The organism is Mycobacterium sp. NGS35, assembly GCF_059812855.1.
Map to the genome: position 1 here is coordinate 33,880 of NZ_JCALDL010000007.1, position 12,791 is coordinate 46,670.

Here is a 12,791-nt window from a genome sequence, read left to right on the forward strand (position 1 = left end):
CTGGTTGACTGGTCCTACTATGTCTATCGCGTTCAACCACACCATCGTCGCCGCACACGACAAGAACGTGTCGGCTCGGTTCTTCACCGAATTGTTCGGCTTGCCGGAGCCCAGGCCGTTCGGCCACTTCCTCGCGGTCCAGCTCGACCATGGCGCCACTTTGGACTACGCCGACACCGACGGGGACATTCGCCCGCAGCACTACGCATTTCTGGTCTCAGAAGACGACTTCGACGCCATCTACGGCCGCATCCGCGAGCGGGGCCTGGAGCACTGGGCCGATCCGCGGGGCGCCCGGCCTGGGCAGATCAACCACAACGACGGCGGCCGCGGCGTGTACTTCCGCGATCCAGCCGGTCATTTCCTCGAGATCATCACCAGGCCTTACGGTTCGGGCGCCTGACTACCGCTGACTAGAGTGTGACCTCGTTCAGTTTTCCGGTCGCGACGTCGAAGACGAACCCGCGCAGCGACTCGTGTTTGGTGACGAAGGGGCTGGCCTCGATGCGGCGGATGGACTGACGCACATCCTCTTCGAGGTCGCTGAACGCCTCTGCCGCCCATTCCGGTTTGATGCCGGTCTCGTCCTGGATCGACCGTTTGAAGTCGTCGTCGGTGAAAGTCAGCATGCCGCAATCGGTGTGGTGGATCAGGATGATCTCCGTGGTGCCGAGCAGTCGTTGGCTGATGGCCAGCGACCGGATCTCGTCGTCGGTGACCACGCCGCCGGCGTTACGGATCACGTGCGCCTCGCCCTCGTTGAGGCCGAGGATCCGATACACGTCCAGGCGGGCGTCCATGCACGCGACCACCGCGACGTGCTTGCTCGGCGGCAGGGGTAGCGGACCCTTGAAGTTCCTGGCGTACTCGGCGTTGTTGGCCAGATACTCGTCGGTCACGCTCATGGGGACCTCCAGGATGCGGCGGGCAACCGATGGCAGGCCGATGCTACCAACGGCGGAGCTTTCATCGGGCGGTCATGATCAGCCAGATTCTTGGTACAAACTGGCGCTTGCGAACCGCCGAATAGCCGATAAGCGGCGCGCCGGTGGGCTCATCTCCTACATTGGCCGCATGCGCGCGGGCGGCAGGGCGGGATGATCGGCTTCCTGACCCGTCGGCTGCTCAAGCACGTGGTGCTGCTTGTGTTCGCGTCGTTTCTGACGTTCAGCCTCACGTCGGTGACCTTCCATCCGCTCGACAGCCTTCTTCAGCGCAATCCGCGACCGCCGCAGTCGGTCATCGACGCGAAAGCGGCCGAACTGGATCTCGACAAGCCGATACCGGTGCGCTACGGCAAGTGGGTGTCGGGGGCGGTGCGCGGCGATTTCGGCACGACTGTCGGTGGTCAACCCGTCTCCGAAGAGCTGTGGCGGCGGATCGGAATCAGCCTGCGCCTCGTGGTGACAGGCATGGTGATCGGCACCGTCGTCGGCGTGGTCATCGGAGCGTGGGGCGCAATTCGCCAGTACCGGCTGAGCGATCGCGTGATCACCGCATTGTCGCTGCTGGTCCTCAGCGTCCCGACCTTCGTCATGGCAAATCTGCTGATTCTGGGGGCCCTCCGGATCAATTCGTTGTTCGGCGTGCAACTGTTCGAGTACACCGGAGAGCTTTCGGCGGGCGGGCATGGCGGCTGGTGGGCTGAGCTGGTCGACAGGTTGCAGCATCTGGTGCTGCCGACGCTGACGCTGGCACTGGTCTCGATGGCCGGCTACAGCAGATACCAGCGCAACGCGATGCTCGACGTGCTCGGCCAGGATTTCATCCGGACCGCCCGCGCCAAGGGGCTGACACGGCGGCGCGCGCTGTTCAAGCATGGGCTGCGCACGGCGCTGATACCGATGGCCACGCTGTTCGCGTTCAGCATCAGCGGTCTGGTCGGCGGCGCGGTGTTCGTCGAGAAGATCTTCGGCTGGCACGGCATCGGCGAGTGGGTGGTGCAGGGCATCTCGACCCAGGACACCAATATCGTGGTCGCGGTGACGCTGTTCGCCGCTGCGATGGTTCTGATGGCCGGGTTGCTCTCCGACGTCATCTACGCGCTGCTGGATCCGAGGGTGCGGGTGACATGACCCAGCCGCAGGTCGTCCAAAAAAGCGTGGAGTCAACCGAATTCGTGTCGCGGCGCGCACTGGTGCTGCGACGGTTCCTGCGCAACGAAGCCGCGGTGGTGGCGTTCATCCTGCTGGTGATGTTGTTCGTCGCCTGTTATGCGCTGCCGCCACTATTGCCGCACGGCTACACCGATCTGGACTACTCGGCGCTGCAAGAGCCGCCCTCGCCGGACCACCCCTTCGGCACCAACTCGCTGGGCCAGGACATCTTGGCGCAGACCTTGCGAGGCATGCAGAAGTCGATGCTGATCGGCGTCTGTGTAGCGGTCATCTCCGCGACGATCGCCGCGACTGTCGGCACGATCAGTGGGTTTTTCGGCGGCTGGCGCGACGCCGTGCTGATGTTCGTCGTCGACCTGCTGCTCGTGGTGCCGTCATTGATTCTGATCGCGATCGTCACGCCGCGCACCAAGCAATCCGGCACCGTCTTCTGGCTCATCCTGCTGCTGGCCGTCTTCAGCTGGATGATCAGCTCACGGATGGTACGCGGCCTGACCATGAGCCTGCGCCAGCGCGAATTCGTCGCTGCGGCAAGGTATATGGGTGTGCCGAACCGGCGCATCATCGTCCGCCACATCCTTCCGAATGTCGCGTCGATCCTGATCATCGACACCGCGCTCAACGTCGGGCTGATGATTCTGGCCGAAACCGGGCTCAGTTACCTGGGATTCGGCGTTCAGCCACCCGACGTGTCGCTGGGCACGCTGATCGCCGACGGCACCAGTTCCGCGACCACGTTCCCGTGGGTGTTCTTGTTCCCCGCAGGCGTGCTGGTGGTGATCCTGTTCTGCGCCATCCTCATCGGCGACGGACTGCGCGACGCGCTGGATCCCAGCAGCGGCACGCTGCGACGGCGACGGACGCCCGCGCGCCGGAGACCGCGCGCATGAGCCCGCTGCTGGAAATCGCCGACCTGCGCGTCAGCTTCCCCACCGACACCGACACGGTCGCGGCCGTCCGCGGCCTGAGCTATTCCGTCGGAGCCGGCGAAGTGGTGGCGATCGTCGGCGAATCAGGTTCCGGGAAGTCTGCTTCGGCCATGGCGGTCATCGGCTTGCTGCCCGAGTACGCAGAGGTGTCGGGCTCGGTGCGGCTGCGCGGCGACGAACTGCTCGGCATGCCCGACAAGAAGATCTCGCGCATTCGCGGCAAATCGATCGGCACGGTGTTCCAGGACCCCATGTCTGCGCTGACACCGGTCTACACCGTCGGCGATCAGGTCGCCGAGGCGATTCAGATCCACCAGCCGGGCGTCACCCGCCGCGCAGCCCGCGAGCGAGCGGTCGAGCTGCTCGACCTCGTCGGCATCCGCCAACCGCACCGGCGGATTCGGGCGTTTCCGCACGAGTTGTCAGGGGGCGAGCGGCAGCGCGTGGTGATTGCGATCGCGATCGCCAACGATCCCGATCTGTTGATCTGCGACGAGCCCACCACTGCGCTGGACGTGACTGTGCAGGCGCAGATTCTCGACGTACTCAAAACCGCGCGCGATGTGACCGGCGCCGGGGTGGTGATCATCACCCACGACCTCGGTGTGGTCGCCGAATTCGCCGACCGTGCGCTGGTGATGTACGCCGGCCGCGCGGTGGAGGTGGCCGACGTCGACACGCTCTACGGTGACCGGCGGATGCCGTACACCGCCGGGCTGCTCGGCTCGGTGCCGCGACTCGACGCGTCGCGCGGCGCGCGGCTGGTCCCGATTCCCGGCAGCCCGCCCTCCCTGGCGATGCCCGTGGCTGACGCTTGCCCCTTCGCGCCGCGCTGTCCGCTCGCGATCGACGAATGCCTTACCGCCGAGCCGGAACTCGTCACGGTGGGGCCCGCACATCGCGCTGCGTGCATCAGGACCGAACACGTCGCCGGCCGCAGCGCCGCCGAGATCTACGGGGTGCCCACCGCGCCGCCACCGCGCGTCGAGTCGGGCCACGAGACGGTGGTGGTGCGGGTACGCGATCTGGTGAGAACCTATCGGCTGACCAAGGGTGTGGTGTTTCGGCGCCAGGTCGGCGAGGTCAGGGCGGTCGACGGCGTCAGCTTCGAACTGCGCGAAGGCCGCACGCTGGGAATCGTCGGCGAGTCGGGTTCGGGCAAATCCACGACGCTGCACCAGATCCTCGAGCTGGCGCCACCGCAGGCCGGCTCCATCGAGGTGCTGGGCTCCGACGTCGCCACCCTGGACGCTCGAAGCCGACGCGCGCTGCGCAGCGACGTACAGGTGGTGTTCCAGGATCCGGTCGCGTCGCTGGATCCCCGGTTACCGGTGTCCGATGTGATCGCAGAGCCCTTGCTGGCCAACGGTTTTGACAAGAAGCGCGCCGACCAACGCGTGGGCGAGCTGCTGGACATCGTCGGGCTGCGCCGCGCCGACGCGCCGCGGTATCCGGCCGAGTTCTCCGGCGGCCAAAAGCAGCGCATCGGCATCGCGAGGGCACTGGCCCTGCAGCCGAAGGTCCTGGCCCTCGACGAACCGGTCTCAGCGCTGGACGTCTCGATCCAGGCCGGAATCATCAACCTCCTGCTGGATCTCCAAGAGCAGTTCGGTCTTTCATACCTGTTCGTGTCGCACGACTTGTCTGTGGTCAAGCATTTGGCCCACGACGTCGCGGTGATGTACAAGGGCACTGTCGTGGAGCAAGGCGACACCGACCGCGTGCTGAGCGATCCGCAACATGACTACACCAAGCGGCTTCTCAAGGCCGTACCGCAACCGCCGCCGGACGTCGCCGGTTCGTCCGATGCCGAGCCGCCGACGCAGCGCGGCGCGGACACGCCACCGCCACCGCCTCCCTCGGCGAGACCGCCGCAACAACCTCCGCCACCACCACCGCCCGAACAAGGCGTAGGCAAATCAGCGGTGAAAATCGTTGCGACACTGGCGGTGATCGTCGCGCTGGTGGTAATCGGGGTGCTGGCTACCAGGCTGGGTGGCGATCGCCACGGCACCACCGGAACCGGGGCCGCCGAGCTGGGCACCACCAACGACATCAACCAGCAGAACCCGACCAGCCTGATCGACGGCGGAACGCTGCGGCTGTCGCTGAGCGAGTTCCCTGTCAACTGGAACATCCTCCACATCGACGGCAACAGCGCCGACACCGCGTCGATGATGAAGGCGACGCTGCCGCGGGCGTTCATCATCAAGCCTGATGGCTCCACCACGCTCAACACCGACTACTTCACCAGCATCGAACTGACCAAAACCAATCCGCAGGTGGTTACCTATACGATCAACCCGAAAGCGGTGTGGTCGGACGGATCCCCACTCAACTGGGAAGACATCGCGGCACAGATCCATGCACTCAGCGGTAAGGACCCCGCGTTCGCGATCGCGAGCCCCAACGGAGCCGAACGTGTCGCGTCGGTCACCCGAGGGGTCGACGACCGGCAGGCTGTCATGACGTTCGCCAAGCCCTACGCGGATTGGAAGGGCATGTTCGCGGGCAACGGAATGCTGTTGCCGCGCAGCATGACCTCGACCCCGGAGACGTTCAACAAGGCGCAACTCGACGGCCCCGGCCCGTCCGCCGGACCGTTCGTCTTCACCACGGTGGACAGGTCGGCGCAGCGAATTGTGTTAACGCGCAATACCAAATGGTGGGGCCAGCGACCGCGGCTGAATTCGATCACCTACACCGTCCTGGACCCGGCGGCGATCATTCCCGCACTGCAGAACAACGCGATCGACGCGGCCGGACTGGCCTCGTTGGACGACCTGATGCGCGCGCGCAGTTCGCCGGGAATCTCGATTCGCCGCGCCCCGGGTGCCAGTTGGACACACTTCACGTTCAACGGGGCGCCGGGTTCGATCCTCGCCGACCGCAAGCTCCGGCTGGCGATCATGAAAGGCATTGACCGCCAAGCAATTGTCAACGTCAGCCAGCGGGGCCTGGTCAACAACCCCAAGCCGCTGAACAATCACATCTACGTCGCCGGGCAGGAGGGCTACCAGAACAACAGCAACGTGGTGGCCTTCAACCCCGATCAGGCACGCCGAGAACTCGACGATCTGGGCTGGAAACTCAACGGTCCCTTCCGTCAGAAAGACGGCCGCACGTTGTCGATTCGACTTGTTCTGTTCGACGCGCTCTCCGGTCGCCAGATCGCCCAAGTCGCTCAGAACAGCCTGGCGCAGATCGGGGTGAAGCTGGATATCGACGCCAAGGGCGGCGGTGGTTTCTTCTCGAAGTACATCAACACCGGCGACTTCGACATCGCGCTGTTCGGCTGGGTAGGCGACGCATTCCCCCTGGCGAGCCTGACGCAGATCTATGCGTCATACGGGGAGAGCAACTACGGCAAGATCGGCAGCCCGGAGATCGACGCGAAAATCGAAGAGACCCTGGCCGAACTGGATTCCGGTGCGGCGCGGCGGCTGGCCAACGAACTCGACGTGATGATCTGGGACATCGGCTTCAGCCTGCCGCTGATGCAGTCGCCGGGAAATGTCGCCGTGCGGAGCAGTCTCGCCAACTTCGGCCCGGCCGGCCTCGGCGACCTGAACTACACCGCAATCGGTTTCATGAAGTAACGGCAGCGCGGGGGACCAACCGCGGCAGTATGCGCTCGACGGCCGTCGCGACCGAGATCGCCGCCACCATCAGGCGTAGCGCGGGGCTTGTGGGCAGCTCATCCAGCGCGGCGGCACGGTCTGCCAATGACTGAACGTGATCGTGCATCACGGCTTGTGCGATCTGCAGGGCGGCTCGCTCCCGGCTGTCCAGCGCGCTGTGGCCGGCCGTCGGCAGCCTCACCAATACCGCGCCGGGAATCAGCGAGACGATCCGGTTGGCGATGGCAGGCGGCGTGATGAGGTCGCGGCCGCCCGACACCACGACGGTGGGCCAGGCGAACGCCGGCATCTCGGCCGCCAGGTCGTAGGGTTCGGCCTCGAAAGGGACCGGGTCGAACGCGAACTCGCGGTAGGCGGCCGCGGGATCCAGCGGCGAGCCGTCGGGCACGTCGCCGTAGTTGAGTTCGCGAAAACCGATGCGGTCCACCAGGTCTGGTTCGTTGCGGTAGGGCGCCTTGCGGCCGATCAGCAGCCGGGTCAGACGATCGATCAGCGTCCACACAGCGTAACGGCCCTGCAGCAGCAGGTCGAACTGGCGATTCAGCAGTGCCGGTCCGCCGAGCCCGTAGGCCGCCGCGACGAGTTGGCCGGCCGCCGGGGTGAGCACGCCGTCGGTCACCAGCTGGCGGACCTTCGGCGCCAAGCTGGCGGTCTCCGGCTCGGTGCCCTCCCACAGCACGCGGCGGATGGCGGCCCGCACCTCGTGGATGTCAGCCGCGGACAGCACCGGCGAGTCGAGGACCATGGCGTGTACCCGCTGCGGATGGCGTACGCCGACGCCGGCGGCGACATAGCTGCCGTACGAGGCGCCGTAGAGGATCGCCTTGTCGACGTGCGCGTCGTCGAGCACGGCGACGATGTCGTTGACGACCTGCTCGATGGTCAGCGCCTCCGGAGGAAGGTCGGCGCCGGCGTCGTCGTGGCGCGACATGCCCACGCCGCGGTGCTCGACCATGATCACGTCCAAGCCGGCCGTGGCCGCTCGGCGGCGGAAACCGCGGTAGAGGGCAATTGACGCCGCACCGGGCCCGCCCGGGATCACCACCAGGGGGTGAGCGGACTTGCGCCCGCTACGCACGTAGTACAGGTCGAACTCTTCGGCGGCGTCCGGCGTCACCGGTCGGCGCACCGAGCGCACGCCGGGCAATGACGCCAGCTTCCGGTGCGCGCGGCGACGCTTGGCGTTCATCGTCATCACCGGCCATTGTGCCGGTCCGGCGCGCGGGGCGTGCGCCCCGCAGCATCATGCCCGGGAGGTCGTACCCAACGCCGGCGCGATGACGTTGTTCCACGACTCGTGCATTTCCGACTCGAACAGGCCCCACGTGTGCGCGCCTTCCGGCCGGACCACGAACGTGATTGGAACGCCGGCAGCCTTGGCGGCGTCGGCGAACTGCTGGGTGCAGTTCAGCGTGATGCTCTCGACGAGCTGGCCGCCGACGGGCGTGGGAAAGTCGGCAGGCAGCTTGTCGACCTCACCCACGGCGCCGGTGGACGCGGCGGCGTACACGGCCACGCCCTTGAGCTTGGTGACGTTCTTCGACGGGTCGTGCGCCACCCAGTCCGGTCCGCCCAGCGGACCCCACATGTTGGCGGCGTTGGCCCCGCTGGGCACCAGTGACAGCGCAATCTGTTGCGCCTGATTGGGATCCGACGTCGCCGGGCAGCCGCTGTAGGAGCCCGCCGCGCGGTACAGACCGGGCGCTTGGGTCGCTAGATCCAGTGCGGCGCCGCCGCTCATCGACAGGCCGCCAATTGCGTTGCGGCCGTTGGTTTTCAACTCCTGGTTGATCAGCGGCGGCAGTTCCTGGGTCAGGTAGGTCTGCCACTTGTTGCGTCCGAGGGCGGGATCGTCGGCAAGCCAATCGGTGTAGTAGCTGTACTGCCCGCCGATCGGCGAGACAACGTTGACATTCTGGTTGGCGAAGAAGCCCTGGATGTCGGTGAGCCCGAACCAGCCCTTGTTGTCCAGCCCGCCGTCAATTCCGTTCAGCAGATAGAAGACCGGCGCCGAGGCACCGGGAGCCTTGTACACGTCGTTGACGATGACCTTGTCCATCGACGGGGAATACACCGATATCTTGACCCAGCGATCGTTGACCGGCTCGATTCCGGTTATCCGTGCGCCTGCAGGATCGGCGAAAGCGACCGATTTTGGCAAAAGCGACAACATGAGCAACAGCACAGCAAGGACGCACGCACGATTCTTCAGTTGGGTCACCGGGTGATTATGGGGTGCCGTCCACAGCAAGGCAACAGCGACACCAGCGACTATGCGGTGAGCCGGATGTGGTGCGCGCCGCCGACGCTGTCATAGCGGTGCGGGCTGCACGTCAGCACGAGCACTTGAGCGTCGCTACCCACCGCGTCGAACACGGCGCCCATCTTGACCAGCCGGTCGGAGTCGGTGAAGCCGAGGGCGTCGTCGATGATGACCGGCACGCCGTCCTCCTTGGCCACCAACGCCGCCCCGGCGAGGCGCGCGACAATGCCCAATTGCTCCTTGGCACCGCCGGACAGCGATTCGTACGGCACAGTGCGGCCATCCAGCGTGCGGCTGCAGATCCGCAGCGAGCTGTCGACCTCCACATCGAAGGTGTCGCCGAACACCATTCGCCCGAGTCGCACCACCTCGGCTTTGAACGGCTCGACATAACGCAGACGCATGTCATCGCGGTGGCGCAGCATCACCGAGCGCAGCAGCTGCACGGCGCGTGCTCGACGGCCCACCCGCTGCCATTCGCTGTGCGCGTGCTCGCGTTCGGTTTCGGCAGCGTCCAGTCTGCCCTTTCGGCCTTCGCCACCCAGGATGCGCAGTTGCGTTGTCACGTCGCGCAATTCGCCGACGACGTCCTCATGACGCCGCAGCACCTCCTCGGCATGGGATCGGGCGTCGGTCAGTTCGCTTGCTGCATCGGCTTTTTGAGCAAACCGGGACTGTAGGTCGGCTACGCGCGCCGCGGCGTGTGCCGACGCATCGGCATCATCTCGTGCGCAGGCAGCCAACTGCTCGTCGCTGCTGGCGGCGCGTTGTTGGGCCAGTCGCGCTCGGGAAGCGTCCAGTTCAACGCGGGTGGTAGCCAGCTTCTCGCGCAGCACCGCCGCGCGAGTGGCCTTCTCGGCGAAGCTGGCGGCAGCCGCGGCGGCGAGGTCGCGGTCGCGTTGGCAGTTCGCAACGGCCTCGCGGTGAGCGGCGGTCGCGGCGTCCAGCGCCGCACGGGCTGCCGGCAGATCGATGCCCGCGGCGTCATCCGCGTAGTCGCGGCCGGCCAACACTGCGAGCCTGCAGCGCAGCTCGTCGAGGGAGTCATCACCGCAGAGCCCCGCCAGGGTAGCGGTCAGGCGGTCGCGTTCGCCGACCAGTTGGCGGCGCTGCTCGGCGAGCGCACGGGCGTCGTCTCGGTCGGCGACACCCGCCGCGGCGAGCAGACCGGCCAGGTGGTGGCGGGCGGCCTCGAGCATGGCCTGGGTATCCCCCGCGGGTGCACCGGGGATGATCCTGGCCCGCAGCACACCGGGCAGCTCGATGTCGGTGGGCGCGGTGGCGCTGACGGCGAATCCCTGGTCGGCCGCCAACTCGACCAGTTGCCCGTCGACCGTCACCACCAAATCAACGCAGGACGCGAGTTCTATTCTGGCCGAGGCATCTTCGGCACGGGTCGACGCTCGGTCCACCGCTGCTTCCGCGATGTCGATGTCGCGCAGGACGGCGTCGGTAACCGGGTTGGCCGCGATGGCGCGTTCGGCGGAATCGAGCTCGGCGCGAGCGGCGTCGATCTTGGCCAGCCGCGCTTGTAGCCGGCGGGCCTCGTCGCGATCCGACAACCTGTCGACGGTGGCCCGGGCGGCGTCGACGCGCGACTGCGCGGCATCGACTGCGGCGCTGGCCTCTTCGGCAGCGGTGGCCGCGACGTCACGAACTTCGGCTGCCACCGCCTCGTCGTCAACCGCCTGCGCTACCTGCGATTCCAGGTGCGCAATTGCGCTTTCGCGGTCGGAGACATCAGCGGCCAACCGCTGCCGTTCGCTCAGCGCCTCGGCCGACGCTTGCGCCTTTATTCGGGTGGCAGTGGAAAGCGCCTGCGCCTCTTTGAGTTCCGCTTCCAGCGCAGTGACCACCGCGGCAGCCGCCTGAGCCGCGTCGAGGCGCTTCTGAGCCGCCGTGTGCTGGGACGAGAGCTCCGCCAGTTGTTCCGAGAGTTCGGCGTGGCGGCGGACGCATTCGTCGACCTCCTCGACCGCCTGTCTGCAGCAAGCGACTTCGTCCTCCGCGGCTGCGAGACGGTTCTGGACCGCCGCCCACTCGCCCGTCGGGCGGCCGGTCGCCGTGAAATACCGCGCGTACTCGGCATCGATGCGATCGATCAGCACCGGCTCGCCGCCCGACAGCGCGTCCGACTGACCGGCCGCCACGTCGAGTGCGCGCGACAGCGCATCGCAGCCTGACAGGTCCACCGCGGCAGTGGAGGCCGCTTGTAAGACGCGTTGCGCTCGCCACAGCTCGGTGTCGACGGTCTCGGCCAGAATCGCGCAGACCCGTTCGTGCGCTTCGTCACCGGTGAGCTGTTCACGCTTGGGCGCCCACACGGTCAACACCGTCTCGCACCGCTTGTGGAAGCGCTTGCGATACACGAATCGGTATGGGCCGGTGCTGATTTCAGCTGTCACCTCGGCGCCGACGTCGGCATGGGTGGGCTTGACCTGCTTGACTTCCTTCTTGGTCGAGCGGTCCTTGGCGTCCAGCAGGAGATCGACGGCCTCGATCATCGACGACTTCCCGATCTCGTTGGCGCCGCTGACCACGATCACGCCGTTGTCGGGTAGCACGAGCTCGCGGTATGCGATGCCGCGGTAATTCTCCAAGACCAGCCGGTGCAGCTTCATGCCGGTTGTCCTGTCAGCCTGAGCAGCAGAGCCAGAGCCGCCTGCGCGTCGGCTGCCGCCTGCTCCGTCGAGCGCGCAGTTGTGACCAACTCCTCGACAGCCGCGGCGGCGAACCCGCCGATGCCCAGGTCGGTGAACTCGGCGTCTTCGGGCACAACCGCAATGTCGCTGTGCCGCTCCCAGATTCGTAGCGACGCGAACAGCCGAGCGTATTTGTCCAGGCACGCGTCCAGCGCTGCCCGTTCGGTGACGCTGAGCGTCCCGGTCAGCGCCAACCGCACCACCGTACGGTCTTTGTCGGTCAGCAGGTCCAGGTTGATGTCGAGGTCGGTGACGTCGCGGCTGCCGTCCACGGGGCGGCGAAGCGTGACGAATCGCCACTGCCCGACTCGGTGCGGCGTGACCGTCACTGGCCGTGCTGCGTCGTCTTCTTCGATGTCGACAACCAGCGCGTGCCCCGGATCGTGTTCGACGTCGTCGAAGTTGGTGACCTCCGGCGATCCGGAGTACCACACCCGTCCCGTCTCACCGACCTGCGTGCGAGAGTGCCTGTCCCCCAATGCCACATAGTGAACCACGCCCCCGGCCAGTGCCTGGTGCACGGTGTCCAGCGACATCGCGGACGGCGCCGGTGCCAGGACATCGACGCCGCCGTGCGCCACGACGATGCGGGTGACACCGTCGGCGGTCAGCCCTCGCAGCGCGTCGGCGACGAGATCGGTGGTGGGTGCCTTCGATCGCCACGGCGCCGCGACGATCTGCACCCCGGGCCGCACGTCGACAACCTGCCGGTCGAGCACGATGACGTTCGCGGGCCGCTCGGCCGCGAACAGTGTGCTGGTGTACACCGACGACGCATCCAGCGGGTCGTGATTGCCGGGCAGCAGGTAGACCGGAACCCCGATCGCGCGCATGGCCTCCAGCGACTGGCTGACCACCCGTGGGTCCAGTTGATTGTGTTCGAAAACGTCACCGGCCACCACGACGAACTCGGCCCCCGTCTCGGCAGCCAGCGGACCGAGCGCCCGGACCGCGTCACGACGAGCGGCTGAATACCTTGGCTGTGCATCGTCATTGAGGAAGTGCCGCGTCATGCCGAGCTGCCAGTCGGCGGTGTGGATGAATCGCATGTCGGCCTCCCTTCCGGTGCTCGGCGTCGTGAGCAAGGCGAGTGTAGGACCGGTCACCGACAAGTTCGTGGACCTCGAACGGCATGGCTT

The 12,791-nt window shown here is 66.6% G+C and carries 9 protein-coding genes and 1 pseudogene; 5 read left to right on the forward strand and 5 right to left on the reverse strand.

Features of this window, described 5'->3' with window-relative positions:
* Window positions 1–19 precede the first annotated feature (19 nt).
* The gene (locus tag AC5Y4C_RS13190) at window positions 20–403 is read left to right on the forward strand and encodes a VOC family protein (RefSeq protein WP_499912729.1); all 384 of its coding nucleotides are present in this window, start codon (window positions 20–22) and stop codon (window positions 401–403) included.
* 10 nt (window positions 404–413) lie between these two features.
* Here the strand turns inward: AC5Y4C_RS13190 and AC5Y4C_RS13195 are convergent, their stop codons facing one another.
* Window positions 414–905 carry a beta-class carbonic anhydrase gene (locus AC5Y4C_RS13195; RefSeq protein WP_499965118.1) on the reverse strand — a complete coding sequence of 164 codons (492 nt, stop codon included), beginning with the start codon at window positions 903–905 and terminating at the stop codon, window positions 414–416.
* Window positions 906–1,097: 192 nt separating this feature from the next.
* Between AC5Y4C_RS13195 and AC5Y4C_RS13200 the strand changes: the two genes are divergently transcribed.
* From AC5Y4C_RS13200 to AC5Y4C_RS13215, 4 genes and pseudogenes are all read left to right on the forward strand, one after another.
* Window positions 1,098–2,075, forward strand: a complete 978-nt coding sequence (locus tag AC5Y4C_RS13200) for an ABC transporter permease (RefSeq protein WP_499965120.1) — start codon at window positions 1,098–1,100, stop codon at window positions 2,073–2,075.
* Entirely contained in the window at window positions 2,072–3,007 is a 936-nt protein-coding gene (locus tag AC5Y4C_RS13205; RefSeq protein WP_499912723.1) for an ABC transporter permease, read from the forward strand. The genes AC5Y4C_RS13200 and AC5Y4C_RS13205 overlap by 4 nt, the downstream gene beginning before the upstream one ends.
* Window positions 3,004–4,833: pseudogene (locus tag AC5Y4C_RS13210) on the forward strand (dipeptide ABC transporter ATP-binding protein); the annotation flags it as partial. The gene AC5Y4C_RS13205 and the pseudogene AC5Y4C_RS13210, both read left to right, overlap by 4 nt.
* Before the next feature lie 183 nt (window positions 4,834–5,016).
* Window positions 5,017–6,645: an ABC transporter family substrate-binding protein gene (locus AC5Y4C_RS13215; RefSeq protein WP_499965138.1), complete on the forward strand. Its 1,629-nt coding sequence runs from the start codon at window positions 5,017–5,019 to the stop codon at window positions 6,643–6,645.
* Here the strand turns inward: AC5Y4C_RS13215 and AC5Y4C_RS13220 are convergent.
* From AC5Y4C_RS13220 to AC5Y4C_RS13235, 4 genes are read right to left on the reverse strand one after another with little or no spacing between them, the layout of a single operon-like run.
* Window positions 6,635–7,882, reverse strand: a complete 1,248-nt coding sequence (locus AC5Y4C_RS13220; protein WP_499912721.1) for an alpha/beta fold hydrolase — start codon at window positions 7,880–7,882, stop codon at window positions 6,635–6,637. The genes AC5Y4C_RS13215 and AC5Y4C_RS13220 overlap by 11 nt on opposite strands.
* A gap of 48 nt (window positions 7,883–7,930) precedes the next feature.
* Window positions 7,931–8,908, reverse strand: coding sequence for an alpha/beta hydrolase (locus AC5Y4C_RS13225; protein ID WP_499912719.1), 978 nt, complete (start codon window positions 8,906–8,908; stop codon window positions 7,931–7,933).
* Between the two features lie 50 nt (window positions 8,909–8,958).
* Complete coding sequence (locus AC5Y4C_RS13230; protein ID WP_499965122.1) at window positions 8,959–11,571, reverse strand: AAA family ATPase; 2,613 nt, start codon at window positions 11,569–11,571, stop codon at window positions 8,959–8,961.
* Window positions 11,568–12,701 carry a metallophosphoesterase family protein gene (locus AC5Y4C_RS13235; protein WP_499965124.1) on the reverse strand — a complete coding sequence of 378 codons (1,134 nt, stop codon included), beginning with the start codon at window positions 12,699–12,701 and terminating at the stop codon, window positions 11,568–11,570. The genes AC5Y4C_RS13230 and AC5Y4C_RS13235 overlap by 4 nt, the downstream gene beginning before the upstream one ends.
* Window positions 12,702–12,791: the final 90 nt, after the last annotated feature.